This window comes from Streptomyces sp. NPDC004051 (assembly GCF_053604275.1).
In genome coordinates, this window is the sequence record NZ_JBSGHG010000001.1 from 719406 (window position 1) to 744230 (window position 24825).

Consider the following 24825-nt stretch of genomic DNA (forward strand, 5'->3'; position numbering starts at 1 on the left):
CAGGCGCGGGGGCGGCGGGGACATGAGCGGCAGAGGCGGCACCGGCGCTCTGAAGGACCCCTCTCCGCGCCGTTCCCTCGCCCTGTTCCGCGCCTTCATGCGGGAGCAGGAGGACCCCGACGCCTGCTACGCGCTGCTCGCCCGGGACGCCGCCGACCAGGTCGAGGCGTACGACGGGCCCGTCGCGGGCCGTGTCGTGGTCGACGTCGGCGGCGGCAGCGGGCACTTCACCGAGGAGTTCCGCCGCCGCGGCGCGGACGCCTTCCTGTTCGAGCCGGATCCGCGGGAGCTGGCCCGGAAGCCGCCCGAGGGGACCGTCCTCGCGGACGGCTATCTGCTGCCGCTGCGCGACGGGGCCGCGGACGTGACGTTCTCGTCCAACGTCCTGGAGCACGTGGCCGATCCGCAGACCTTCCTCAGCGAGCTGGTCCGGGTGACCCGGCCGGGCGGGCTCATCTACGTGTCGTTCACCAACTGGCTGTCGCCGTGGGGCGGGCACGAATGGGCCCCGTGGCACTACCTCGGCGCCGAGCGGGCCCGCGCCCGCTACCGGCGCCGTACCGGCAGGCCCGCCAAGCACACGCTCGGCGAGAACCTCTTCCCGGTGCACATCGGCACCACCCTGCGGCAGACACGCGGCCGCGCCGACGTACGCATCGTCTCGGCGCGCTCCCGTTACTGGCCGTTCCTCACCGAGGCCGTGGTCAAGGTGCCCGGCCTGCGTGAGTTCGCTACGTGGAACCTTCTCCTCATCCTCCGGCGGTGTCCCGAATGACGACCACGGTCCAGGCTCCCCCTCCGGCAGCCGTCCCCCGCACCGCGACCGCCGCGGGCCCACCCGAGGGCCCGCGGTCGCGGCGCTGGCTGCTGGGCTTCTGGGCGGTGGTCTTCGCCCTCCTCCTGGCGGTGCAGCCGGGACGGCAGACCTTCGACACCAAGCTGGGTGTCACCGTCGACCCGGGCCGGTTCCTGGCCGACCTGGGCCAGCTCTGGCAGGACCAGGGGTCCTTCGGCGGGGTCCACAACCAGTACGTCGGCTACCTGTGGCCGATGCTGCCGTTCTACTGGCTGGCCGACCTGGTGCGGCTCCCGGTGTGGCTGGCGGAGCGGCTGTGGCTGTCGCTGATCGTGTCGGTCGCGTTCTGGGGCGCGCTGCGCCTCGCGGAACGGCTGCGCGTGGGCAACGGGGCCTCCCGGCTGCTCGCGGCGACGGCGTACGCGCTGTGGCCGCTGTTCACGACGGTGATCGGCTCGACGTCGGCCGCCGCCCTGCCGGGCGCGCTGCTGCCGTGGGTGCTGCTGCCGCTGACGGACCAGCGGTACGCGCCCCGGGTCGCGGCGTTGCGTTCGGCGCTGCTGGTCCCGTTCATGGGCGGGGTCAACGCGGCCTCGACGCTGGCGTCGCTGCTGCCCGTGGGCCTGTACCTGCTGTCCCGGCCGCCGGGGCCGCGCCGGTGGAAGCTGATCGCCTGGTGGGCGCCCGCGGTCGCGGTGGCGACCGCCTGGTGGTGGATCCCGCTGCTGCTGCTCGGCGTGTACGGCGAGAACTTCCTGCCCTACGTCGAGACCGCGCGGACGACGACCGACACCATGTCGGCCACCGAGGCGCTGCGCGGGGCCGGGAACTGGGTGGGGTACCTGCACTTCGGTGAGGCGTGGCTGCCCGCGGGCTGGACGGTCGCCTCCTCGGTGCTCGTGATCGTCTGCTCGGCGCTCGCGGCCGGTCTGGGCCTGGCCGGGCTGGCCCGGCGGGACCTGCCGGAGCGGCGCTGGCTGGTGCTGACCGTGCTGGTGACGGCGCTGGTGCTGCTCGCCGGGTACGGCGGCGCGTTCGGCTCCCCGTTCCACTCGGTGGTGCAGGACTGGCTGGACGGCCCGCTGGCGCCGTTCCGCAACATCTACAAGTTCCAGACGGGCCTGGCGCTCGCCCTGGTGCTGGGCCTGGCCCACCTGGTGGGCGCGGCCGCGCGGTCCCGGACGGCCGAGGGCGCGCACGGGTCCCGCCGGGGCCGCGGCCGGCGCTTCGCGCCGCTGGTCGCCGCGGTGCTGGTCCTGCCGGGTCTGATGTGGCCGTACCTCAACGGGTCGATCCTCGCCCCGGGTTCGTTCCAGGAGATCCCCACCTACTGGCGGGCCACGGCCGACTGGCTGGAGGAGCACTCCCCCGACTCCCGGGCCCTCGTGGTGCCGGCGACCGCGCACGGCATCCACACCTGGGGCTCGACCATCGACCAGCCGCTGGACGTGGTCGCCGGCTCCCGCTGGGCGCAGCGCGACTACGTACCGTTCGGCACCCCGGGCAACCGGCGGGCCCTGGACGCGGTCGAGCAGGCCCTGCTGACCGGCTCCGAGGTCCCCGGACTCGCCGACTACCTGAGCCGGGCGGGCCTGTACTACGTCGTCGTCCGCAACGACCTCGACCCCGACCAGGTCGGGCAGGTGCCGACCACGACGGTCAAGCGCACCCTCACGCAGTCCGGGTACGAGCGGGTCACCGGACTCGGTCCGGTCTCGACCGGCGGAGTGATCGCGAACGGCACCCCGCTCCAGGTCGAGGGGCTGTACCCGCAGCAGCGGGCGGTGGAGATCTACCGCCCGACCGGCGCGGACGTCCGGCGCCCGGGGCAGGCCTCGCTGGCCCCGGTCGCCGACACCGCCGTGGTCTCCGGCGGACCGGAGGCGCTGCTGCCGCTGGCCGACGGGCTGCGCGGCCGGCCGGCCGTGCTGACCGGCGACGGCCACCCCGGGCTCGGCGCCCCGCCGGTGCAGGTGACCGGCGACGGGATGCGGTACGCGGACACCCGGTTCGGCCTGGTCAACTCCAACACGTCGTACACGTACACCCCTGACGAGCGCAACGCGCCCGACGCCGTGCAGGACGCGGGTGAGCGGCCGCACCAGATCCTGCCCAAGGAGGGCCTGGAGCACCAGACGGTGGCCGAACTGCGCGGCGCCCGTTCGGTGTCGGCGTCCTCCTACGGCAACTGGCTGTTCCACCTGCCGCAGTACGACCCGGTGAACGCCTTCGACGGCAACCCGGACACGGCCTGGGCGGAGGGCTCGGCGAGCTCGCCGGACGGGCAGTGGCTGCGGATCGCCTTCGAGGACCGGTACGAGATGCCGGACTCCATCGGCGTCATCCCGCTGCCGCAGGACGGTGTGCGGGCGGCGGCGACCAGGGTGCGGGTGGAGACGGAGCGGGGTTCGAAGACCAGTTTCCTCCAGACGAACGGAGCCAAGCAGGACATCAAGGCGCCCGCGGGCGAAACGCGTTGGATGAAGCTGACGATCGTCGACTCGGTCGCGCAGCGCACCGGTCTGGGCGGTGCGGGCTTCTCCGAGATCGACCTGCCGGACGTGCGGGTGACCAGGCTGCTGCGGCTGCCCACGGACTCGAAGGAGTCGACCGCGGCCGCGCAGGTGGTCTCGCTGCACCGCTCGGCCGATCCGACCGGGCTGTCCCCCACGGGCACCGAGAACGGACTGCACCGCCTGTTCACCGCGGGCACGGCGGGCACCTACGAGGTCGCGGCGAGCGCGGTGGCCGTGCCGGGTGAGGCGCTGGACCGCCTGCTGTACGAGGTGGCGCCCGAGCAGCGGGCCCGGATCACCGCCACCGCCGACTCCACCGCCCGCCTCGGCGCGGGCCTGACCGCGCGCAACCTCACCGACGGCGACCTGACCACCGCCTGGATCGCGGGCGACCGGCCGGTCGTCCGTCTGAGCTGGGACGGCAAGCAGCCCGTCGACGAGATCGTCCTGGCGGCCGCGGGGGGCCTGTCCACCAGGCCGACCGAGGTGCACATCAGCTCCCCGGACGGCGCGGCGATCGCGGGCGTCGACGACAACGGCATGGTCCGCTTCCCGGCGATCACCACGGACCGGCTCGACATCACGATCACCCGCACCGCGCCGCTCACCCTGCACAACCCCGTCGTCGGCGAGGACCTGGACCTGCCGGTGGGCCTGACGGAGGTCTACGTCCCGGCCCTCGACGCGTACCGCACCCCGCAGCCGTCCGCCGACCGGGAGTTCACCCTGGCGTGCGGCGAGGGGCCGGTGCTGGCCGTCGACGGCCGGCTGCACGAGACCGGCGTCAAGGGGACGGTGGGGGACCTGGTGGAGCGGCGTCCGGTCGAGGTGACGCTCTGCCAGGAGGGCGAGGCCGACACGGCGTTGGAGCTGTCCGCCGGCCGGCACCGGGTCGAGGCCGGTGACGCGGGCCCGCTGACCGTCACCGCCCTGACCCTGACCCGCGGCACCGTGCCGGACGTCTCGTCGGCCGGGCGCGAGCTGACCGTCGAGGACTGGCTGGGCGACCGGCGCGAGCTGTCGGTCGGTTCGGGCGCCGCCTCGTACCTCACGACGTACGAGAACTACAACAAGGGCTGGAAGGCCACCCTGAACGGCGAGGAACTGACACCGGTGCGGCTGGACGGCTGGCAGCAGGGCTGGCTGATCCCGGCGGGCGAGGGCGGCACCGTGAAGCTGTCCTACGGCCCCGCCACGCTGTACGACGCCGCGCTGATCGGCGGCGGCGTCGGGATCGCGGTGCTGATCGGACTGGCGCTGTGGCGCCGCAGGGCCGAGAACCCCGAGAACACCGAGAACCCCGGGAACGCCGGGAACGCCGGGAACGCTCACGCGCCGCAGCCCGCGCCGCCGGCGCCCGGGCCGTGGCTGGGCGCGGTGGCGCTGACGCTGGTCGGCGTGGTGATCGCGGGCTGGTGGGCGCTGCTGGTCCCGGTGCTGGCGCTGCTCGCCTGGCGCAGGGCCGCCCTGCTGGCCCCGGTGGCACTGGCCGCCCTCGCGGGGGCGGGGGTCCTGGCGGCCCTCGGAGCCGGGGAGCCGCCCGGCGCGGGCACCGGCGCCTTCGGGCACCTGGCCCAACTGCTGGCGCTGACCGGTCTGTTCGCGGCGCTGGTGAGCCTCGGCGGACCGGGTTCCGGGCGCGCGTTCCGGGAGGACGGCTGGGAGGCCGGCCGGCCGGACGGGGCCGGGACGGCCGCGTACGGGCCCGGCGCCGCCGACGGCCTGCGGCACGCCCCTGCGGGGCACGACACGGCCGTGCCGCCTCCGGCGCCGCCTCGCGTTCCGGTGCACGCGTCACCGCCCGGCCCCGAGGAGCCCACCCGGCGGCTTCCCCGCGCGCAGGCGGCGGACGGCTCGGACGGCTCGGCGGGCGGCGGGCCGGTGGAAGGGGGATCGGCCGGATGACCGTACTTTCGCGTATCCCGTTCCCCGTGGTGGACGAGGTGTCCCGGCACTGCGTCCAGGACGAGGAACCGGAGACGGTGCACATCGAGGTGCACCTCCCCGGGGAACTGGAGCCCGGCCGTCTGCGCAAGGCGTTCCTGGAGGCCCTGCGCCGGCACCCGCGCATCCTCATGCGCGAGGCGCCCGGCCCCTGGTACCGGCGCCGCTACGAATGGGAGCTGACCGACGAGCCCGACGTGGAGGTGGTGAGCTTCGCGCCGCCGGGTCCGGGCGCCCTGCACGAGGCCCGCACCCGCACCCTGACCCAGGCGCCCCCGCTCACCGCGTCCCCGCCGGTCCGTCTGGAGGTGGTGAACGCCCCGGGGACCACCGAGTCCGGCGCGGCGGGCGCCGCGCTGCTCCTCACCGTCAACCACACCGCGCTCGACGGCCCCGCCTGCCTGCGCGTCCTGGCCACCGCCGCCGAGATCTACGGCGGCAGGGACAACTCCGCCGCCGCACCGCCCGTGCGGCGGCCCGAGCCCGCGCGGGCCGCCGCACCGGACACGCCCTCCTCCTGGTCGCCGCCCGCCCGGGTGGCTCGCGGCGCCCCGGACCCGGAGCACCGCACCGGCAACGGGCTGATCGTCTCCGAACTCCCGCTGCCGCACCGGCCCGAGGGAGCCCCGTACACCGTCAACGACCAGCTCATGGTGGCCACCGCCCTGACCCTCGCCCACTGGAACCGCGAGCGCGGCGCCCGCCCGCGTCCGGTGCGCATCACCATGCCGGTGGACGACCGTCCCAGGGACGCCACGATGCCCATCGGCAACGGCACCCGGCTGGTCGAGGTCCCCTTCGCCCTCGCCGAGCTGGACACCCCCGACCTGTCCGGTCTGCTGCACCGCACCGCTCTGCGCACCCGTGCGCTGAAGTCCCTCTCCCGTCCCCAACTGGGCCACGGGGCCGATCTGCTGACCGCGCCCTGGGCTCCGGTCGCCGCCCGCCGGGTCCTCGCCCGCGCCCTGCGCAGGGCGGCGGCACCCCTGCTGTCGACCACGCTGCTCAGCAACGTCGGCCGCATCCCGTACCCGCTGGACTTCGGCGAGGGGGCGGGCAGCGCCCGCGCGGTGTGGTTCTCGGCGCCGTCGCGGATGCCGCGCGGCCTCACCTTCACCACCGCCTCCACCGCGGGCCGGCTCCATCTGTCCGTGCGCTGGTCCCGGGCGCTGCTGGGGCAGGCGGACGGCGCCCACCTCCACGACCTCTTCGCGCACCACCTGCACTCCACGGAGGCGACCCCGTGACGACCGGCGCGACCACCTCGACCACCTCGACCACCGCAACCGGCGCGTCCACCGCCTCCACCGCGTCGCCGCCCCGCGATCTGCGCGACTTCTACGAGAACCCCGCCGTCCCGGTGGCCTCGGGCCCCTCCCGCAGCCTCCGCCAGGCCCGGATGCTGGCCGGGGCGCTCGGTCCGGCCGGCACCGGGGACGCGCGGACGATCCTCGACATCGGCTGCGGCGACGGCTCCGCCGCGGCCACCGCCGCGCCCCTCCTGCACGGCCACCGGCTCGTCGGCGTCGACTGGTCCCAGGACGCCCTGACCCGGGCCCGTACCCGGCTGCCGTACGCGGTGCGCGGCGAACTCACCGACGGCGGGCTGCCGTTCGCCTCCGGATCGGCGGACGCGGTGCTGTTCAGCGAGGTGCTCGAGCATCTCGTCGACCCCGACGCGGCCCTGGAGGAGATCCACCGGGTGCTGCGTCCCGGGGGCCATCTGATGCTGTCCACCCCCAATCTGGCCGCCTGGTACAACAGGGCGCTGCTGCTGGCCGGGGTGCAGCCGGTCTTCTCCGAGGTCAGCCTGCGCGGTATCCACGGCCGGCCGGGCTCGGAGGTGGTGGGGCACCTGCGGCTCTACACCGCCCGCGCGCTGCGGGAGTTCGTCGCCGCCTCCGGTTTCACCGTCGTACGCCTCGAGGGCGCTCCGTTCCACGGGGTGCCGCGTCCGCTGCGGGTGCTGGACCGGCTGGCCTGTGCCCGGCCACCGCTCGCGTCGATCCTGCTGCTGCACGCCCGCCGGTCGTAAGGGGGCCGGGGACGATGTGGTGGGGAGTGGCCGCCGCCCTGGTGTCGAACGTCCTGTACAGCGGCGGGTTCGTCCTGGAGAAGCGGGCGCTCGCCGCCCTGCCCGAGGTGACGGTGCGCCGGCCGGCGCGGTTGCTGCGGCTGGTGCTCGGCAGCCCGCTGTGGATCGCCGGCGCGCTGTGTCTCGCCGCCGGTTTCGGCGCCCAGCTCGTCGTGTACCGGACCCTGCCGATCGCCGCCGCCCAGGGCCTGTTCGTCTCCGGTCTGGTGCTCCTGGTGATGCTGTCGGCGCGGCTGCTCGGCGAGCGGACCACCGTGCGGGAGCGGTACGCGCTGGGCGGCGTCCTGCTCGCGCTGCTGATGGTGGTGCTGTCGCTGAAGGAGGGCGGCGCGGGCGCCGACACCGTCGGCCGGGACGCGTCGTACCCGCTGATCCTTCTGGTGTGCGTGCCGTCGCTGGCGGCCGGGGTGTGGCTCTACCGGTCCGCCGAGCGCCGCGCCCGGCACCCGCACCGGATGCCGCCCACCGGCGTCGAGTACGGGGTCGCCGTCGGCCTGCTCTACGGGGTCAGCTCGCTCGCGATCAAGGGGGTGTCGAGCCATCTGACGACCAGCGGCATCGGCGACGCGCTGCTCGGTCTGCTGCGCTCCCCCTACCCGTATCTGCTGCTGTTCACCGGCGCGTTCGGCCTGGTGCTGTCGCAGGCGGCGCTCCAGCGCTGCCGGGCCTCGCTGATCGTTCCGGTGTGCACGACCGTGACCTGCCTGTACACGGCGGTGCTCGGCACGCTGTCGTTCGGCGAGGAACTGCCCGACGACCCGCTGCGGCTGGCCCTGCGGGTGGCGGGCACGGTGCTCGCGGTCGCCGTACTGCTGGTCATGCCGAAGCACGACACCGCCCCCGGATCTCCCACCCCCACCGAGGAGTTGACACCACCGTGAAGCCCGACGACCCGCTGCTGAGGATCCTGGCCTGCCCGCTCGACAAGGGCCCGCTGCACCTGCTCACCCCCACCCCGGCCACCGGGGACGGGGACGGGGAGGGCGATCTCGAGGAGGCGCTCTACAACCCGCGCCTGCGCCGCCGCTATCCGGTCCTCGACGGCATCCCGCAGCTGCTCCCGTCCTCCGGCGAGCAGGTCTCGGAGGAGGAGCACGAGAGACTGCTGGCCCGTGTGTCCGAGGGCGGCACCGGAGATCCCGGCTCCACGGGGGCGACCCCGTGACACCCGCGAACGGCCGGAACGACCGTTCGCCTGCCACGCGGACCACGCGGACCGCACGGACCGCACGGACCACGCTCGCGGCGCGCGTGGCGCCGTTCCTGCCCACCCCGGTGGTGGCCGCCGCGGCCCGCGCCGTCTACCCCCGCTTCGAGCCCGAACTGGCCCGGCTCGCCGAGCTGTGCCCGCCGGACTGCGGCACCGCCGTGGACGTCGGCGGCTGGTACGGCCCCTGGACGCACCGGCTGGCCCGGCGCGCCCGCCGCGTGGTGACCGTCGAACCGGTCCCCCACCTGGCCCGGCTGCTCACCGCGTCCTCCCCGCCGAACGTGCGCGTGGTCCGTGCCGCCGCCTCGGACCGCTCCGGCGTCGCCCGGCTGTGGCTCCCCCCGGACGACGGGGGCGACCGGGGCGTGTCGTCCCTGGTCCGCCGGGAGATCCACGGCCACGCCCTGGACGTCACCTGCGTCACGCTGGACGGACTGGGCCTGAAGGACGTCGGCTTCATCAAGATCGACGTGGACGGCAACGAGTCGGCGGTGCTGCGCGGCGCCACCGGCCTCCTGGCCCGCGACCGTCCGGCCCTGTTCGTGGAGCTGGAGGCGCGCATCCAGCCGATCGCGCCCGTGGTGACGTACCTGTCCCTGCTGGGCTACGACGGCTGGGTGCTGCCCGCCGGCTCCTGGGTCCCGCTGGCCCGCTTCCCGCTGGAGGCCCACCAGGCCAGGGTCGCCCACGTCGCCGCGCACGGCCTGCTCCGCCGGGTCCTGCCCTACGGCCCGCTGCGGGGCCCGCGCTACGTCAACTCGGTGCTGTTCCTCCCGGACGGCCGCCGCCCCGGAGCGCCCCCGGCGAACGACGACGACTCCCGCACCTTCCGCGGGACGTCCCCCTAGGATCCGCCCGGCGCGTGCCCGCCCGGCCGCCGGTCCGGGCGATGGTGTACAGAGGGATCGTGGTCGCGGTAGTGCCGGGGAACGAGAACCGGAACGACGGCCGCACAGCCGAACGGTTAAGGAGTACGACGCGTGCCCTCTCTCTTCCCGGCCCTGTCCGACGCCCCGGCCGCCGGCCGGCCCGCCCTCCGGTTCGGCGAGCGCTCACTGACGTACGGGGAACTCGCCGCCGCGGCCGGCGCGGTGGCCGGCCGCGTACGGGAGGCGGGACGGGTCGCCGTCTGGGCGACCCCGACCCTGGAGACGGCGGTCGCGGTCACCGCGGCGCTGCTCGCCGGGGTGACCGCGGTGCCGCTGAACCCCCGGTCGGGCGAGAAGGAGCTCGTCCACATCCTGTCCGACAGCGCCCCGGACCTGGTGCTCGCCGCCCCCGGCGAGAAGCTCCCCGCCCCGCTGGACGGCCTGGCCCGCCTGGACGTCGACCCGGCCGACCGGGCCCCGGGCGACCGCCCCCTCCCCGAGGATCGGGGGCGGGACGAGGACCCGGCCCTGGTCGTCTACACCTCCGGCACCACCGGCCCGCCCAAGGGCGCCGTCATCCCCCGCCGCGCGATCGCCTCGACCCTGGACGCGCTCGCCGACGCCTGGCGGTGGACCGGCGACGACGTCCTGGTGCACGGGCTGCCGCTGTTCCACGTGCACGGGCTGGTCCTGGGCGTCCTGGGCCCGCTGCGCCGCGGCGGCTCGGTACGTCACCTCGGCAGGTTCAGCACCGAGGGGGTGGCCCGTGAACTGAGCGGCGGCGCGACCATGCTGTTCGGGGTGCCGACGATGTACCACCGCGTCGCGGAAGCCCTGCCCACCGAGCCGAAGCTGGCCGAGGCCCTGGCCGGGGCGCGGCTGCTGGTCTCGGGATCGGCGGCGCTGCCCGTGCACGACCACGAGCGGATCGCGGCGGCGACCGGACGCCGGGTCGTCGAGCGGTACGGCATGACCGAGACACTGATGAACACCAGCGTCCGCGCGGACGGCGAGGCCCGCCCCGGCACGGTGGGCGTGCCGCTGCCGGGTGTGGAGCTGCGGCTGGTGGAAGAGGGTGCGGAGGACGCGCAGGACGGGACGCCGGTGACGGCGTACGACGGGGAGACCGTGGGCGAGATCCAGGTGCGCGGCCCGAACCTGTTCACCGAGTACCTGAACCGGCCGGACGCCACCGCGGCCGCCTTCACCGCCGACGGCTGGTTCCGCACCGGTGACATGGCGGTGCGCGACGCCGACGGCTACGTCCGCATCGTCGGCCGCAAGGCCACCGACCTGATCAAGAGCGGGGGGTACAAGATCGGCGCCGGGGAGATCGAGAACGCGCTGCTGGAACACCCCGGGGTCCGGGAGGCGGCGGTGACCGGGAAGCCGGACGCCGACCTGGGCGAGCGGATCGTGGCGTGGGTCGTCCCCGCCGACCACCGGAACCCGCCCGGACTCGAGGAGCTGGCCGGCCACGTCGCCCGCCGGCTGGCCCCGCACAAACGCCCCCGGGTGCTGCACCTCCTCGCCGCGCTCCCCCGCAACGACATGGGAAAGATCATGAAGCGGGCGCTGCACGACGGCTGACCGGCAGCCCCACCGCACCCGAGATCCCCCGTTCGGCGGCCCCCCGACCGGCCCTCCATAACGAGCCATAACGAGCGGACGCCCTCGAATCCGCGCAGGATGGTCATGAGGTCCGCCGCCCGGCGGCCCCGCAGGACCGCGCACTCGGGAGGATCTGCCGTGACCGCCAGTCTGGAGCAGTTGCGCCGCTGCCACTTCGCCGTCGACCTGGGGGCGGCCCGTACCCGGGTCTACGTCAAGGGTGCCGGTCTCGTCGTCGACCAGCCGTCCGCCGCCGCGGTGAACACCCGCAGCGGCGCGCTGATCGCGGTCGGGGAACTGGCGGAGCGGATGACGGGCCGGACGCCGAGCTACATCCGCGTCGTACGGCCCGTCTCCGGGGGCACCGTCGTCGACATCGAGATGGCGCAGCGGATGCTGCGGCATCTGCTCGGCGACAGGATCCGCCGCACGCTGCGCCGCAGACCGGGCCTGCGCGCCGCCGCCTGCACCCCGCACGACGCCGATCCGCTCGCCCAGCGCGCCGCGATCGAGACCCTGGTGGGACTGGGCGCGCGCCGGGTGGAGCTGGTCGACACGCTCATCGCCGCCGCCGTCGGCTGCGGGCTGCCGGTGGAACGTCCCGAGGCGACCATGATCCTGGTGTGCGGGGCGGCGACCACGCAGGTGGCCGTGCTCTCCCTCGGGTCGATCGTGACGGCCGAGCGCATGCCGGTCGGCGGTGACGCCGTGGACAACGCCATCGTCCAGCACCTGCGCCACCAGCACGAACTGATGCTGCCGAGCCAGTCCGTACGGCCGCTGCAGCTGGCCCTGTCGGGCAACGGGCTCACCCCGCACGGCCCGGAGTCCACGGAGATCCACGGCCGGGACGTCGCCACCGGCCTGGCCCGTTCGGTCAAGGTCGACACGGCCGCCGTGCGGCACGCCATCCAGACCCCGCTGACCGCGGTGCTGGACGGGATCGGCAAGGTGCTGCGGGGCTGCCCGCCCGACCTGGTCGCCGACCTCGCCGACCGCGGGATCATGATGGTCGGCGGGAGCGCCCTGCTGCCGGGCCTGGACCAGATGCTGCGGCAGGCGACGGGCATGCCCGTGCACATCGCCGAGCGGCCGGACATCTGCGCCGTCCAGGGCCTGGGCGCCATGCTCGAGGGCAAGATCGCCCCCCTGACCCTGAACCCCCTGGCCACCTGAACCGCCCCCGGCCCGCCGCTCCGCGCCCCGCGCCGCCGGAATCACGCCGGTTCGAGAAGCGGGGGGTGTAGGACGCCGCACACCGGGCAGGCGCATCCGCGAGCGCAGCCCGGACCCCGCACTGCCCGCCGCCGCCCGGTCCACGGCGACCGAACCCGACGCCCGGCCACGTACGGGTACCGACGAGGCGGTGACATGACCTCCGCGGCACCATCCCCTTCCTCCGGACGGCACGAGGCCCTGGTCATCGGTGGGCGCATGGACGCCGACCGGGCCCTGCTCACCCCGCGCGGCGAACTCGTCCGGGGCTGTGCGGACACCCTCGCCGAGAAGCTCGCCCGGCTGCCCGCCCGCACGGCCCGGGTCGACCTGGACATGAGCGGGGTGCGCTTCATGGACACGGCGGGCCTGCGGTTCCTGGACGTGCTGCGCGACCACGGCCGCCGGCGGTCGGTGCCGGTCACGGCCACCCGCTGGAGCGGCCAGCCGCGCCGCCTCCTGGAACTCGCCGGCCTGGACACTACCGACCCCCTGCGGCCCCCGCGCCGCGTCGGCGCTCCCGCGCCGGCGCCCGTGACGGAGGCGGAGGTCGAGCGGCTCCGGCAGGCCGTCGCCGCCCGGCCGGTGATCGACCGGGCCCGCGGCATCCTCATGGCCTCCCACGGGTGCAGCTCGGAAACCGCCTGGCGCGTCCTGCGCGAGGCGGCCCGGCTGTCCGGCACCGGACTCCGCACGGTCGCCACGGCCGTCATCACCACCGACGCCGACCGCACGGCCCCCCGCCCTCCGGAGGAGGTGCGGGAGGCCCTGGCCACGGCCCTGGCCCACCACCGGCCCTGAGCCGGGCCTTCGGCGGCGGTGACGGATCAGGGGGACGCGCCCACCCGCACCTCCGGCCGCAGCTCGCCGTCCTCGTCGAGGTCCGGCGGGATCGTCGACGGCGCGCTCGCGTGAAGGCCCTCCGTCCGCAGCATCAGGAAGCCGATGAGCGCGGCGACGGACCCGGGGATCGCGCAGAGGGGCATGGCGCCGTGGAACGCGGTCATGAACGCGTCCCGCCCCGCGGCCACCACCTGCTCCTGCAGGGCGCCCGCGTTCGCGGCGACGGCGTCGAACGCGTCGGCGCTGATGCCGTGGGCGGCCTCCTCGGCGGCTGGGACGGTTCAGCGCTGACCGAAGGACGCTGGACCACGCTCGACCTGGTCATGCTCGCGTGGCTCGCCGCAGAGGCGGCGGACGCGGAGACACGAGACCACAACCCCCCACCGGCCGGACGCGCCCGTCGCGCAGTCCGCGGGCTCGTCGAGGAGCTGCGACGGGACCCGGACTCCCGAACCCTCCTCGACCAGGTACAGGCCGACTTGCCCGTCCGGGCCACCAGCGTGCTCGCAGACCAGTCCGTCGAACGCTTCACCCACTGGTCGTCCGCGCGGACCCGGCCTGAGCGAGAGGATTTCCTGAGGCAGACGTACACCCTGCTCCTCACCCCCGACGAGGTGGCCGCACTCGGCATCGTGCGCGCCGTATGTTCCGAAGCGGCCGCGCTCAGCGAGCTCTCCGACCTCCTCGCGGATGCCTCGGAACGCGGGCTCGACCAGGTTCTGAGCGAGCACCGGGCGTTCCACGCCGCTGCCCGCCCTGCTGAGCCAGTGGCTCGTCGCTCCCACGTGGCCCGAGGACCTTGAGTTCCTGCGTGCTCACCCGCGTCTCACCGGCGATCGGAAGGCCCGGTCCGTGATCACCGGCATGCCGGCGGCACTGCCGGCCGTCTCTGTCGCCGGCGCGGGCTCGCCCCCCACCGCCCTTGAAGTTGCCTATCCGCTCCTGACCGGGGCGAGCGGGGGCGGCGGGTGCGCCGGGCCGCTCGGGGGTACTCGGTGTGCGCGCCGCGGGGGCAGACCCCGCCCGGTGGGCGGCGGCCCCCGACCCGTGACCAGGAGGCACCGATGAGCATGAGCGAGCCCCCCACCCCGTCCCAGGCCGAGGGTGAACGCGACGACGACCGCCCCGGCCCCCAGGCGTCACCGCCACACCCCACGCCCTCGCAGGCGGAGGGCGAGCGCGACGACGACGAGGAGCCGGTCGGCAGCCCGGCGCCGCCCCGCCGGCCGCCCCGCCCGGACCCGCGGGAGCCCGCCGGCAGCGCGCCGGCGGGCTCCCGGAGTGCGCCGCCCGAGCGGCGCGAGGGGGGTCAGAACTTTCCGTAGAGTCCGGTCAGGTCCGCCTCCTGGCACAGGGCCGAGCCGATCAGGCAGGGCAGGCCCACGTACTTGCGGGTGTAGACGTTGGTGACCTTGCCGCCGTTGTGGATGTAGATGTGGTGGTTCGGCATCAGGCGGTGCTTGCCGGAGCGGATGGTCCAGTTGCCGCTCTTGGTCAAGTTGACGGTCGCGGCGCCGCTGATGGCTCCCTTGACCCCGCCCAGGCCCTTGCAGAACGGGTTGGTCGCGTGCATGACCATCCGGACGTCCACGTGGTTCTTGCCGGAGCCCAGCTTCTTGGCGGACATGTGCTCGTCCGTCGCGGTCCGCTCGGCGACCTTCTTGCCGGTGGACTTCTTGTAGACGATGGTCGGCTTGACGGACTTGTTGCCGGTGACCTTCTTGCTGCTCCAGGTGACGGTCGCGTGCAGGGCGGCCCGGTACTTGTCCGACTTCCAGTCGAACTTGCTGCGGCCGTCGCCGCCGTACTGGTAGCCCTTGGTGTACTCGCAGCCCGCCGGAGGGCCGTCCACCTTCTTGAAGGGGAGGAACGCGACCCAGCTGAGGGTGGTGGTCTTGGCCGCCGCGGCGGCGCCGGCCTGCTGGACCGCCTCCTCGCGCAGACCCGTGAGGGAGCCCGTGCCGGGGACCGAAACGTTCATGCCCCAGACCTTGGCGTCGGGGTGGCCCTCCTCGGGCACCACGGGGGCGACCTGGTAGGCGTAGTCGGCACCCGCCTCGACGGAGGTGTCCCGGAACGACTCCTGGCCCGCGGTCGTCCGGGCCAGCTCCTTGCCGTCGCGCAGCACCACGTAGGCGGCGTCGTCGGCGTAGCCCTTCCAGGACAGTTCGACGAAGTCCTTGCCCGCCGCGGCGGTGATGCCCTCGTGGGCGGAGGAGGAGTCGACGACCGCGGTCTCGCCGGAGGCGGCGCGCACCACGCTGAAGCCCTGCGCCTGGAGTTGCCTGCCCTCGACGCTGTCGGCGCCGAAGCCGGTCACGTCCTTCAGTCCGTCACCGGACGCGCCCGACAGCCCCGCGGCGGCGAACGTCGCTCCCGCCCGGTCGAGGGAGGCCGTCGAGTCGGCGGCGAGGGCCGTCGCCTGGAATCCGCCCGCGACGAGTACGAGCGGGGCCACGGACAGCGGCACCACCTTGCTGAAATGCGAGAGTTGCACAGACATCCCTTCATCCCCGTCGGCGCCACGGACCCGCCGTGACACCGGGCGCCCTGCATGTCAGGCACCTGCCAGAACCCTAGCGACGGGAAGAAAGGGGTACAAGTGTCCAAAGGGACAAGGCACTTGAGGGCAGTGCCCGCCGGAGCCGGTGGCTCGGGCAGCCGTCACAGGCCGCCGGTGTAGAGGAAGAGGTAGCCGAGTGGGAAGAGCACCGCGACCGCGCCGGTCGCCAGACCGAGGGCGCACTGGGTCCGCTTCCCGGCCCCGCTGACCAGGCCGAGGACACCGAAGGTGACGGCGAGCGCGCCGGCCAGGATGCCGAAGAAACCGAGGAGGAACGCGAGGACGAGTCCGGCCACACCGAAGAAGAGGGAGACCGGCCCGTAGAGCGTGGCTGGGCTTTCGGTGGTTCCGGTGGCCATGTCGCGTCCTCTGTTCCGTCGATCCGGCATCGTCCGAGGCGCGGGAACCCGGTCCCGCATTCCCATCATGGCATTCACCTCAGGGCCGTCCGGACCGGGGAGGGGGGACGCACGCGACCCCGGGGGACCTGTCCGGGGTGGGCGTGGTGGGGCGGGTGGGACTCGAACCCACGGCCGACGGATTATGAGTCCGTTGCTCTAACCGGCTGAGCTACCGCCCCAGAGCGGCGTGTCGCGTACAGGTGTGCGCGCCGTCTGCCGCAGCATATCCGGTCATACGATCTCCCGCCTCAACGGTCGGCTGCGCACTGCCTTCGTGACCATGAGGACCGTTTCCGGTCCCGCACGGTTCCCCCGGGCGGCGAACAGGCATGAAAAAGGACCCCGGAGGGGTCCTCGTTCAGCATGCTCCCCCGACTGGACTCGAACCAGTAACCTGCCGGTTAACAGCCGGCTGCTCTGCCAATTGAGCTACGGAGGACCGAGCTCCCCCGACTGGACTCGAACCAGTAACCTGCCGGTTAACAGCCGGCTGCTCTGCCAATTGAGCTACGGAGGAATGCCTCGTTGCATCGAACGCACCTCCCTGGGTATCCGCCAGAGGGCGCGCGCTCGCTGCGACACATACATTAGCGCAAGCAGGGGGGTGCTTTGCCAATCGGTACTCCCCGGCGTCATCGGCGCGCCGAAGACCTGTGCTGTCCCGCACACAGTCCTACACGAGGGAAGGGTGGCCGCCATGCGTTACCGGCTCACGTTCGTCGCCGGAGTCGTCCTGGGTTACGTGCTGGGCACGAGGGCCGGGCGCGAACGCTACGAGCAGTTGAAGAAGTCCGCGCGGCAGATCGCGCAGAACCCCGCCGTGCGCAACACCGCGGAGACCGCGGCGCAGCAGGGCCGCGGCCTCGCGGGCAAGGCGTACCACGTGGTGAGCGACAAGGTCGGGGACCGGATGCCCGACTCGGTGGCGCAGCGGGTGCGCACCCTGCGCGAGCGCACCGCGCAGAGCGCCGGCGAGGACGACTGGGGCACCAGCAACACCTAGGGTCCGCGGTGCGACACGGGCCCTGAGTCATGATGTCGCCGGGTACGGCAGAATTTCGGCCATGGGGATAGTCGCCGGGTTGGACAGTGCGCCCGATTTCACTCGTATCGTCGTCTGTGACGCGGACACCGGAACCGTGCTCAAACAGGGGTACGCGCCGCATCCGGTGGAGAACCCCCAGGGCACGGGCCGTCCGGCCGACGTCGACCCGCAGGCCTGGCTGTACTCGCTGGGCGAGGCGGCGGGCGGCGGGCTGCTGGAGGGCGTGCAGGCCATCGGGGTGTCCGCGCAGGCGAACGCGCTGGTGCCGCTGGACTCCCAGGGCAACACCGTGCGGCCCGCCATGGTGGGTGCCGACAAGCGGACCCAGGTCGCCGCGGCCGATCTGATCGACGCGCTGGGCGGCCGGGAGGCGTGGGCGCAGGCGGTGGGGTGTGTGCCGCAGGCCGCGCACCCGGTGACCAAGCTGCGCTGGCTGGCCCGTACCGAGCCCGAGAACGCGGCGCGCACCGCCGTGCTGCTGCAGGCGCACGACTGGCTGGTGTGGCAGCTCCTCGGCCGTCCGATGCGCCGGACCACCGACCGGGGCGGGGCCTCCGGCACCGGCTACTGGGCGGCGGCGACCGGTGGTTACCGGCCCGACCTGGTGGAGCTGGCGCTCGGGCACCAGACCATGCTGCCGGAGGTGATCGGCCCGGCCGAGGCCGCCGGCGCGACGCCTGAGGGGCTGCTGATCTCGGCCGGCACCGGGGAGACGATGGCTGCGGCGTTCGGGCTCGGGATCGGGCTGGGCGACGCGGTCGTCTCGCTGGGCGCCTCCGGGTCCGTCATGGCCGTCCACCCCGAGGCGCTCTACGACCCCCACGGCATGATCACGGCGCTGGCGGACGCCACCGGGATGCATCTGCCGGTCGTCACCACGCTGAACGCCGTACGGGCCCTGCGCGGGACGGCGGAGCTGCTCGGGCTGCCCGATCTGGAGAGCCTGTCCGACCTGGCGATGAAGTCGACGCCGGGGTCGCACGGGCTGGTGCTGCTGCCCTACCTGGAGGGCGAGCGGACGCCGAACCTGCCGCACACCGCCGGGACCCTGTCGGGGCTGCGGCGGGAGTCGATGAAGCCGGAGCACCTGGCGCGGGCCGCGTTCGAGGGCATGCTGTGCGGGCTCGCGGACGCGCTGGACGTGATGCGCGGCCGGGGCGTGGAGGTCCGGCGGGTGTTCCTGCTGGGGCAGGCCGCGGAACTGCCCGCGGTGCAGGCGGCGGCGCCCGCGCTGTTCGGGGCGCAGGTGGTGGTGCCGCAGCCCGCGGACTACGCGGCGATCGGCGCCGCCCGGCAGGCGGCCTGGGCGCTCGGGGTGTCCCAGGGCACCCTCGACCCGCGTACGCCGCCGCTCTGGCAGGGCCCGGCGGCGCAGGTGCTGGAGCCCGGGGAGGACCTGGCGGTGGGGCAGGCGGTGCGCCAGCAGTTCGTGTCGGTGCGCGAGCAGACCCACCCGGGGGCGTTCCGGACCTGACCGGGAGCGGGGGGTCACGTCATGGGCGCGCGGCGGATAAATCGCTTGAGGTAACACCGGTGGGGTGTCCGACGATGGGGGCCAGGGGCGACCGACCGCTCCCGCCGACCACCCGAGAGATGAAGCGTGCTCATACGACTTCTACGGACCTTCCTCAGGCCGTACAAGAGACCCATCGTCCTCCTGGTGCTGCTGCAGTTCCTGCAGACCTGCGCCACGCTCTACCTGCCCACCCTCAACGCCGACATCATCGACGACGGTGTCGTCCAGGGGGACACCGGTTACATCCTGTCCGCCGGCGCCCTGATGATCGGCATCTCGCTGACCCAGGTCGTGTGCAACATCGGCGCCGTGTACTACGGCGCCCGGACCGCCGCGGCCCTGGGACGGGACGTGCGGGGGGCCGTGTTCGACCGGGTGCAGTCGTTCTCCGCGCGTGAGCTCGGTCACTTCGGCGCGCCTTCGCTGATCACCCGTACGACGAACGACGTCCAGCAGGTGCAGATGCTGGTGCTGATGTCGTTCACCCTGATGGTGTCGGCGCCGATCATGTGTGTGGGCGGCATCGTGATGGCGCTCGGTCTGGACGTGCCGCTGTCCGGGGTGCTGGTGGCGGTGGTGCCGGTGCTGGGGATCTGCGTGACGCTGATCGTGCGGCGGCTGCGTCCGCTGTTCCGGGCCATGCAGGAGCGGCTCGACACGGTGAACCGGGTGCTGCGCGAGCAGATCACCGGCAACCGGGTGATCCGGGCGTTCGTCCGGGACGCGTACGAGCAGCGGCGGTTCGAGAAGGCCAACGCCGAGCTGACCGAGGTGTCGCTGGGCGCCGGCAATCTGCTGGCGCTGATGTTCCCCGTGGTGATGACGGTGGTGAACCTGTCGTCGATCGCGGTGGTGTGGTTCGGTGCGCACCGGATCGACAGCGGCGGGATGCAGATCGGTGACCTGACCGCGTTCCTCGCCTATCTGATGCAGATCGTCATGTCGGTGATGATGGCCACCTTCATGTTCATGATGGTGCCGCGGGCCGAGGTGTGCGCGGAGCGCATCCAGGAGGTGCTGGACACCTCCTCGAGCGTGGTGCCGCCCGCCGCGCCCGTCACCGAGCTGCGCCGGCACGGTCATCTGGAGATCCGGGGCGGCGGCTTCTCCTATCCGGGGGCCGAGGAGCCGGTGCTGAAGTCGGTCGACCTGGTGGCCCGTCCGGGTGAGGTCACCGCCGTCATCGGTTCGACCGGCAGCGGCAAGTCCACCCTGCTCGGTCTGGTCCCCCGGCTGTTCGACGCGACCGAGGGTGAGGTGCTGGTGGACGGGGTGCCCGTCGCGGACCTCGACCCGGCGCTGCTGGCGAGGACGGTGGGGATGGTGCCGCAGAAGCCGTACCTGTTCGCGGGGACGGTGGCGACCAACCTGCGGTACGGCGATCCGGACGCCACCGACGCGCAGCTGTGGCACGCGCTGGAGGTGGCGCAGGCCAGGGAGTTCGTCGAGCGGCTGGAGGGCGGGCTCGACGCGCCGATCGCGCAGGGCGGGACCAATGTGTCCGGCGGTCAGCGCCAGCGCCTGGCGATCGCGCGGACGCTGGTGCGGCGCCCGGAGATCTACCTCTTCGACGACTCCTTCTCCGCGCTCGACTACGCCACCGACGCGGCGCTGCGCGCGGCGCTGGCCGAGGAGACCGCCGAGGCGACGGTGGTGATCGTCGCCCAGCGGGTGGCGACCATCCGGGACGCCGACCGGATCGTGGTCCTGGACGAGGGCCGGGTCGTCGGCACCGGCCGGCACCACGAACTGATGGCGGACAACGAGACCTACCGGGAGATCGTGCTCTCCCAGCTGACGGAAGCGGAGGCCGCCTGATGGCGGGAGCAGCGCGGATGATGGCCGGGGGCGGCCCCGACCAGCAGTCGCTGAACTTCAAGGAGTCGGGCAGACGGCTCGTCGCCCGGTTCGGGCCGGAACGCGTGACCCTCTGGGTGCTGTTGGCCTGCACGGTGCTGAGCGTGGGCCTCAGCGTGGTCGGGCCGAAGATCCTCGGCCGGGCCACCGACCTGGTCTTCGAGGGCGTCGTCGGACGGGACATGCCGTCCGGGGCCACCAAGGAGCAGGTGCTCGACGCGATGCGGGCGCGCGGTGAGGGCGATGTCGCCGACATGCTCCGCGGCACCGACTTCACCCCGGGCCAGGGCATCGACTTCGCCGCCGTGGGCGGTGTCCTCGGGCTCGCGCTGGCGGTGTTCGGGGTCGCCGGGCTGCTGATGGCGGTGGCGACGCGGCTGGTGAACGGGGCCGTGAACCGCACCATGTACCGGATGCGCGAGGACGTGCAGACGAAGCTGTCGCGGCTGCCGCTGTCGTACTTCGACAAGCGGCAGCGCGGTGAGGTGCTGAGCCGGGCGACCAACGACATCGACAACCTCGGGCAGACGCTCCAGCAGACGATGGGCCAGCTGATCAACTCGGTGCTGACCATCATCGGTGTGCTGGCGATGATGTTCTACGTCTCCTGGATCCTCGCGCTGGTCGCGCTGATCACCGTGCCGCTGTCGTTCGTGGTCGCCACCCGCGTGGGCAAGCGGTCGCAGCCGCACTTCGTGCAGCAGTGGCGTACGACCGGAACGCTCAACGCGCACATCGAGGAGATGTACACCGGGCACACCCTGGTGAAGGTGTTCGGGCGGCAGGAGGAGTCGGCGAAGCAGTTCGCCGAGCAGAACGACGCGCTGTACGAGGCCGGTTTCAAGGCGCAGTTCAACAGCGGCATCATGCAGCCGCTGATGTTCTTCGTGTCGAACCTCAACTACGTGCTGGTGGCGGTCGTCGGCGGGCTGCGGGTCGCGTCGGGTGCGCTGTCCATCGGTGACGTGCAGGCGTTCATCCAGTACTCGCGGCAGTTCTCGATGCCGCTGACCCAGGTCGCCTCGATGGCGAACCTGGTGCAGTCGGGTGTCGCGTCGGCCGAGCGGGTCTTCGAACTGCTCGACGCCGAGGAGCAGTCGGCCGACGTCTCGCCGTCCGAGAGGCCGGCCGAGGCGCGCGGGCGGGTGGCGCTGGAGCACGTGGCGTTCCGCTACGACCCCGAGAAGCCGCTGATCGAGGACCTGTCGCTGACGGTCGAGCCGGGGCACACGGTGGCCATCGTCGGCCCGACCGGCGCCGGGAAGACGACGCTGGTCAACCTGCTGATGCGGTTCTACGAGGTGTCCGGCGGGCGCATCACGCTCGACGGCGTCGACATAGCGCGCATGTCCCGGGACGAACTGCGCGCCGGGATCGGCATGGTGCTCCAGGACACCTGGCTGTTCGGCGGCACCATCGCGGAGAACATCGCCTACGGGGCCGCGCGCGAGGTCACCCGCGGTGAGATCGAGGAGGCGGCGCGGGCGGCCCACGCCGACCGGTTCATCCGCACCCTGCCCGACGGGTACGACACGGTGCTCGCCGATGACGGGGCCGAGGGCGCCGAGGGCGGTGGGGTCAGCGCGGGCGAGAAGCAGCTCATCACCATCGCGCGGGCGTTCCTGTCCGATCCGGTGATCCTGGTGCTGGACGAGGCGACGAGTTCCGTGGACACCAGGACCGAGGTGCTGATCCAGAAGGCGATGGCCAAACTGGCGCACGGGCGTACGTCGTTCGTCATCGCGCACCGGCTCTCCACGATCCGGGACGCGGACACGATCCTCGTCATGGAGAGCGGGGCGATCGTGGAGCAGGGCTCGCATCAGGAGCTGCTGGCCGCCGGCGGGGCGTACGCGCGGCTGTACCAGGCGCAGTTCGCCCAGGCGGTGGCGGAGGTCGACTGAGCTTCTCTCGCCCCCGCCGCCCCTTCCCGTCCCGGCCCCTGGGGGCTGCGCCCCCAGACCCCCTTCGGCCCTGCGGGCCTCGTCCTCAAGCGCCGGACGGGCTGACATCAGCCCGTCCGGCGCTTGAGGAACCTAGTCCAGATAACCCCGCAGCTGGTCGGCGAAGGCGTGGTCCCTCAGTTTGCTGAGCGTCTTGGATTCGATCTGACGGATGCGTTCGCGGGTGACGCCGAAGATGCGTCCTATCTCCTCCAGGGTGCGGGGGCGGCCGTCGACCAGGCCGTAGCGGAGCTGGACGACCTTGCGCTCCCGCTCCCCCAGTGTCGACAGGACCGCCTCCAGGTGCTCCTTGAGCAGCAGGAACGCGGCCGACTCGACGGGGCTGGCGGCGTCGCCGTCCTCGATGAGGTCGCCGAGGGCCACGTCGTCCTCCTCGCCCACCGGGGCGTGCAGGGAGACCGGTTCCTGGGCGAGCCGCAGCACCTCGCCGACCCGTTCGGGAGCCAGGTCGAGGTGGTCGGCGACCTCGTGCGCGGTCGGTTCGTAGCCGCGTTCCTGCAGCATGCGCCGCTGGACGCGGACGACGCGGTTGATGAGCTCGACGACGTGCACGGGGACGCGGATGGTGCGGGCCTGGTCGGCCAGCGCGCGGGACATGGCCTGGCGGATCCACCAGGTGGCGTAGGTGGAGAACTTGTAGCCGCGCGCGTAGTCGAACTTCTCCACGGCCCGGATCAGGCCGAGGTTGCCCTCCTGCACCAGGTCCAGCATGGTCAGCCCGCGGCCCACGTACCGTTTGGCGACGGAGACGACCAGTCGCAGGTTGGACTCGATCAGCCGCCGCTTGGCCATCCGGCCCATGACGACGAGCCGGTCCAGGTCGAGGGCGAGGCTGCTGTCCAGGTCGGGGGTGCGGCGCAGCTTCTCCTCGGCGAACAGCCCGGCCTCGACGCGGCGGGCGAGTTCGACCTCCTCGGCCGCGGTGAGCAGGGGGATGCGGCCGATCTCCCGCAGGTACTGGCGGAACAGGTCCGAGGAGGGGCTGCCGGACTCGGTGCGCGTCGGCGCCGGGGCCGGCTCGGCGTGCTCGGCGTGCTCGGCCGGTCCGAGCGCCGCGGACGGCGGTTCGGGCTCCGTCTCGGGGTGGTGTGCGGCCCGGCTCTGTGTGGGCACGGCCACCAGGACGTCCGCCTCCGGCCGCGCGCCGGCCGTGCTCGTGTCGGTCCGGGTGGGGCTCTGGATCTGGGTCTGCACGGGGGCGACCTCCAGGATGATCGCTGCCGGGGAGGGCGGCAGCGGTACTTCGGGAGCGGAGTCGGCGGCCTCGCCGCTGTCCGTCCCGTACGCGATGAGCGGGGCCGCGGGGGTCCCGGACCCGTCGAGGGCGGGTCGGCCGCGCTCCGAGGACTCAGGCACCGCACCCCAGTGTGGGGTACGACACATCGTCCCCACGAGGGGCGTGCGATGACTTTTTGCGTTCGCGCGGTGACCCGGCGGTCACCTCCCGCCCGGCACTCCAGCAGCGGTTCCTGTCCTGAGCTGGCGGATGTTGTTGTCCCGGCATGGAGCGAATCACTGAAGTCGCTTTCTGGGCTGCCGAGTTGGATTCAGTGTCCGCGCGGGTGGCGGGCCGGTTCGCCCGGGCGGATCTGCGCCGACGGATGCGGGACCACGTCCGCGGCCTGCCGGGGCGGGCGGCACGCAGGAACGGCCGGCAGTTCGTCTGATGGTTACTCAGCGGGCGACCAGTCGGGCGAGCACCAGTTCGGTGCTGGTGCGGCGTCGGCCGAGTCGGCGGGCAGCGCGGTCGGCGACCAGGCCGGCGATGGCCGCGTGGGTCTCGCCACAGGACTCGCGCCGTCCGATGTACCGCTGGAGATGCCCGGTTCCCGCTGCCGGGCGCGGACCCGGTTCCCATCGGCGGCACTCACCGCTCCGGACCGTCCCGGGGTCGGACGTGCACGGAAGGGCCGGCCCTGCCCCGCTCGTATGAACAGGCTCAGCGACCCGAAGTCTTCGACTCGGGCACCGGAGCGGGGAACCGCGTCGTAGTACTGCTCAAGTCTGTCCAGCAGCTCACGGCGATCAGCAAGGTCCACAGACGTCACGCCGGGCATCCGAGCAGGAGCTCGGGAACCACTGCCACCGCGTTGCGTCCGGTCACGGCCGGCTCCTGGACGAAGCGGCGCTCAACTGCCGGCAGCGGTATCGCGAACCAAGTCGTGAGCCGTCCTCGGACTGTCGATGTCCTCCAGCACACAGAGCGCTCTGCGGTTGTGGGTTCGGGCCCGCAGACTCTGCCGCGGCCGCTCCTTAGCCTCGTCGCGAGCTTGAGCCGCAGGTCCGGTGTCGTTCGACCGGAGCAGTCAAAGGAGACTCCTATGCCGCCGATGAGCGTGCCCGAAGTTATTGGACCGACCGGGTATCCGGTCGGTCACGA

Annotated in this window: 20 protein-coding genes, 3 tRNA genes and 1 pseudogene; 17 read left to right on the forward strand and 7 right to left on the reverse strand. The window is 73.3% G+C overall.

Features of this window, described 5'->3' with window-relative positions; translation table 11 throughout:
- Nucleotides 1-22: 22 nt before the first annotated feature.
- The 10 genes from ACWEQO_RS03365 to ACWEQO_RS03410 all read left to right on the forward strand — a co-directional run bounded on the left by ACWEQO_RS03365 (nucleotide 23) and on the right by ACWEQO_RS03410 (nucleotide 13057).
- Nucleotides 23-775 carry a class I SAM-dependent methyltransferase gene (locus ACWEQO_RS03365; protein ID WP_361447930.1) on the forward strand — a complete coding sequence of 251 codons (753 nt, stop codon included), beginning with the start codon at nucleotides 23-25 and terminating at the stop codon, nucleotides 773-775.
- Nucleotides 772-5217 carry an alpha-(1->3)-arabinofuranosyltransferase domain-containing protein gene (locus ACWEQO_RS03370; RefSeq protein WP_452978372.1) on the forward strand — a complete coding sequence of 1482 codons (4446 nt, stop codon included), beginning with the start codon at nucleotides 772-774 and terminating at the stop codon, nucleotides 5215-5217. The genes ACWEQO_RS03365 and ACWEQO_RS03370 overlap by 4 nt, the downstream gene beginning before the upstream one ends.
- Nucleotides 5214-6503 carry a condensation protein gene (locus ACWEQO_RS03375; RefSeq protein WP_361447927.1) on the forward strand — a complete coding sequence of 430 codons (1290 nt, stop codon included), beginning with the start codon at nucleotides 5214-5216 and terminating at the stop codon, nucleotides 6501-6503. The genes ACWEQO_RS03370 and ACWEQO_RS03375 overlap by 4 nt, the downstream gene beginning before the upstream one ends.
- Nucleotides 6504-6583: 80 nt before the next feature.
- Nucleotides 6584-7291 (forward strand): class I SAM-dependent methyltransferase, encoded by a 708-nt coding sequence (locus tag ACWEQO_RS03380; RefSeq protein ID WP_361448720.1) that lies wholly within the window; start codon nucleotides 6584-6586, stop codon nucleotides 7289-7291.
- A gap of 14 nt (nucleotides 7292-7305) precedes the next feature.
- Nucleotides 7306-8232, forward strand: a complete 927-nt coding sequence (locus ACWEQO_RS03385; RefSeq protein WP_361447924.1) for a DMT family protein — start codon at nucleotides 7306-7308, stop codon at nucleotides 8230-8232.
- Nucleotides 8229-8516: a Trm112 family protein gene (locus tag ACWEQO_RS03390; RefSeq protein WP_452978376.1), complete on the forward strand. Its 288-nt coding sequence runs from the start codon at nucleotides 8229-8231 to the stop codon at nucleotides 8514-8516. Before ACWEQO_RS03385 ends, ACWEQO_RS03390 begins: the two co-directional genes overlap by 4 nt.
- An 86-nt stretch (nucleotides 8517-8602) precedes the next feature.
- A complete protein-coding gene (locus ACWEQO_RS03395) occupies nucleotides 8603-9409 on the forward strand; it encodes an FkbM family methyltransferase (RefSeq protein WP_452978379.1) in 807 nt (268 codons plus the stop codon).
- 132 nt (nucleotides 9410-9541) lie between these two features.
- Nucleotides 9542-11020, forward strand: coding sequence for an acyl-CoA synthetase (locus ACWEQO_RS03400; protein WP_452978382.1), 1479 nt, complete (start codon nucleotides 9542-9544; stop codon nucleotides 11018-11020).
- A 159-nt stretch (nucleotides 11021-11179) separates the two neighbouring features.
- Nucleotides 11180-12217: a rod shape-determining protein gene (locus ACWEQO_RS03405; RefSeq protein ID WP_361447915.1), complete on the forward strand. Its 1038-nt coding sequence runs from the start codon at nucleotides 11180-11182 to the stop codon at nucleotides 12215-12217.
- 195 nt (nucleotides 12218-12412) lie between these two features.
- On the forward strand, nucleotides 12413-13057 hold the full coding sequence (locus ACWEQO_RS03410; RefSeq protein WP_361447912.1) for an ANTAR domain-containing protein: 645 nt from the start codon (nucleotides 12413-12415) through the stop codon (nucleotides 13055-13057).
- A 26-nt stretch (nucleotides 13058-13083) separates the two neighbouring features.
- Here ACWEQO_RS03410 and ACWEQO_RS03415 read toward each other — a convergent pair whose 3' ends face one another.
- Nucleotides 13084-13263 carry a hypothetical protein gene (locus ACWEQO_RS03415; RefSeq protein WP_361447909.1) on the reverse strand — a complete coding sequence of 60 codons (180 nt, stop codon included), beginning with the start codon at nucleotides 13261-13263 and terminating at the stop codon, nucleotides 13084-13086.
- Between ACWEQO_RS03415 and ACWEQO_RS03420 the strand changes: the two genes are divergently transcribed.
- Together ACWEQO_RS03420 and ACWEQO_RS03425 are read left to right on the forward strand one after the other, a co-directional pair.
- Entirely contained in the window at nucleotides 13249-13902 is a 654-nt protein-coding gene (locus ACWEQO_RS03420; RefSeq protein WP_361447906.1) for a hypothetical protein, read from the forward strand. The genes ACWEQO_RS03415 and ACWEQO_RS03420 overlap by 15 nt on opposite strands.
- A 267-nt stretch (nucleotides 13903-14169) precedes the next feature.
- On the forward strand, nucleotides 14170-14424 hold the full coding sequence (locus ACWEQO_RS03425) for a hypothetical protein (RefSeq protein ID WP_452978386.1): 255 nt from the start codon (nucleotides 14170-14172) through the stop codon (nucleotides 14422-14424).
- Here the strand turns inward: ACWEQO_RS03425 and ACWEQO_RS03430 are convergent.
- From ACWEQO_RS03430 to ACWEQO_RS03450, 5 genes are all read right to left on the reverse strand, one after another.
- Nucleotides 14409-15602: a hypothetical protein gene (locus ACWEQO_RS03430; protein WP_452978389.1), complete on the reverse strand. Its 1194-nt coding sequence runs from the start codon at nucleotides 15600-15602 to the stop codon at nucleotides 14409-14411. The two genes, ACWEQO_RS03425 and ACWEQO_RS03430, sit on opposite strands and share 16 nt — an antisense overlap.
- A gap of 161 nt (nucleotides 15603-15763) precedes the next feature.
- Nucleotides 15764-16021 (reverse strand): hypothetical protein, encoded by a 258-nt coding sequence (locus ACWEQO_RS03435; protein WP_361447897.1) that lies wholly within the window; start codon nucleotides 16019-16021, stop codon nucleotides 15764-15766.
- 144 nt (nucleotides 16022-16165) lie between these two features.
- Nucleotides 16166-16242, reverse strand: a tRNA-Ile gene (locus ACWEQO_RS03440).
- Nucleotides 16243-16429: 187 nt separating this feature from the next.
- Nucleotides 16430-16502 (reverse strand) — tRNA-Asn (locus ACWEQO_RS03445).
- A 5-nt stretch (nucleotides 16503-16507) separates the two neighbouring features.
- Nucleotides 16508-16580, reverse strand: a tRNA-Asn gene (locus ACWEQO_RS03450).
- A 180-nt stretch (nucleotides 16581-16760) separates the two neighbouring features.
- On the opposite strand from ACWEQO_RS03450, the gene ACWEQO_RS03455 reads away from it, so the two are divergent.
- The 4 genes from ACWEQO_RS03455 to ACWEQO_RS03470 all read left to right on the forward strand — a co-directional run bounded on the left by ACWEQO_RS03455 (nucleotide 16761) and on the right by ACWEQO_RS03470 (nucleotide 22385).
- A complete protein-coding gene (locus ACWEQO_RS03455) occupies nucleotides 16761-17066 on the forward strand; it encodes a YtxH domain-containing protein (protein WP_361447894.1) in 306 nt (101 codons plus the stop codon).
- A gap of 61 nt (nucleotides 17067-17127) precedes the next feature.
- A complete protein-coding gene (locus ACWEQO_RS03460) occupies nucleotides 17128-18582 on the forward strand; it encodes an FGGY family carbohydrate kinase (protein WP_452978392.1) in 1455 nt (484 codons plus the stop codon).
- A gap of 126 nt (nucleotides 18583-18708) precedes the next feature.
- Entirely contained in the window at nucleotides 18709-20442 is a 1734-nt protein-coding gene (locus ACWEQO_RS03465) for an ABC transporter ATP-binding protein (protein WP_361447888.1), read from the forward strand.
- A complete protein-coding gene (locus ACWEQO_RS03470; protein WP_361447885.1) occupies nucleotides 20442-22385 on the forward strand; it encodes an ABC transporter ATP-binding protein in 1944 nt (647 codons plus the stop codon). Before ACWEQO_RS03465 ends, ACWEQO_RS03470 begins: the two co-directional genes overlap by 1 nt.
- Nucleotides 22386-22517: 132 nt before the next feature.
- Here the strand turns inward: ACWEQO_RS03470 and ACWEQO_RS03475 are convergent, their stop codons facing one another.
- A complete protein-coding gene (locus ACWEQO_RS03475; RefSeq protein WP_361447882.1) occupies nucleotides 22518-23801 on the reverse strand; it encodes an RNA polymerase sigma factor in 1284 nt (427 codons plus the stop codon).
- A gap of 146 nt (nucleotides 23802-23947) precedes the next feature.
- Between ACWEQO_RS03475 and ACWEQO_RS03480 the strand changes: the two are divergent.
- A pseudogene (locus tag ACWEQO_RS03480) lies at nucleotides 23948-24103 on the forward strand (IS701 family transposase); the annotation flags it as partial.
- Between the last annotated feature and the right edge of the window lie 722 nt (nucleotides 24104-24825).

Excerpts from the sequence above, each read along its gene's own strand:
- ACWEQO_RS03385 (WP_361447924.1), top strand. The coding sequence starts at position 7,306 with ATGTGGTGGGGAGTGGCCGCCGCCCTGGTGTCGAACGTCCTGTACAGC.
- ACWEQO_RS03470 (WP_361447885.1), top strand. The coding sequence starts at position 20,442 with ATGGCGGGAGCAGCGCGGATGATGGCCGGGGGCGGCCCCGACCAGCAG.
- ACWEQO_RS03455 (WP_361447894.1), top strand. The coding sequence starts at position 16,761 with ATGCGTTACCGGCTCACGTTCGTCGCCGGAGTCGTCCTGGGTTACGTG.
- ACWEQO_RS03460 (WP_452978392.1), top strand. The coding sequence starts at position 17,128 with ATGGGGATAGTCGCCGGGTTGGACAGTGCGCCCGATTTCACTCGTATC.
- ACWEQO_RS03410 (WP_361447912.1), top strand. The coding sequence starts at position 12,413 with ATGACCTCCGCGGCACCATCCCCTTCCTCCGGACGGCACGAGGCCCTG.
- ACWEQO_RS03365 (WP_361447930.1), top strand. The coding sequence starts at position 23 with ATGAGCGGCAGAGGCGGCACCGGCGCTCTGAAGGACCCCTCTCCGCGC.
- ACWEQO_RS03370 (WP_452978372.1), top strand. The coding sequence starts at position 772 with ATGACGACCACGGTCCAGGCTCCCCCTCCGGCAGCCGTCCCCCGCACC.
- ACWEQO_RS03435 (WP_361447897.1), bottom strand. The coding sequence starts at position 16,021 with ATGGCCACCGGAACCACCGAAAGCCCAGCCACGCTCTACGGGCCGGTC.
- ACWEQO_RS03425 (WP_452978386.1), top strand. The coding sequence starts at position 14,170 with ATGAGCGAGCCCCCCACCCCGTCCCAGGCCGAGGGTGAACGCGACGAC.
- ACWEQO_RS03415 (WP_361447909.1), bottom strand. The coding sequence starts at position 13,263 with ATGACCGCGTTCCACGGCGCCATGCCCCTCTGCGCGATCCCCGGGTCC.
- ACWEQO_RS03375 (WP_361447927.1), top strand. The coding sequence starts at position 5,214 with ATGACCGTACTTTCGCGTATCCCGTTCCCCGTGGTGGACGAGGTGTCC.
- ACWEQO_RS03430 (WP_452978389.1), bottom strand. The coding sequence starts at position 15,602 with ATGTCTGTGCAACTCTCGCATTTCAGCAAGGTGGTGCCGCTGTCCGTG.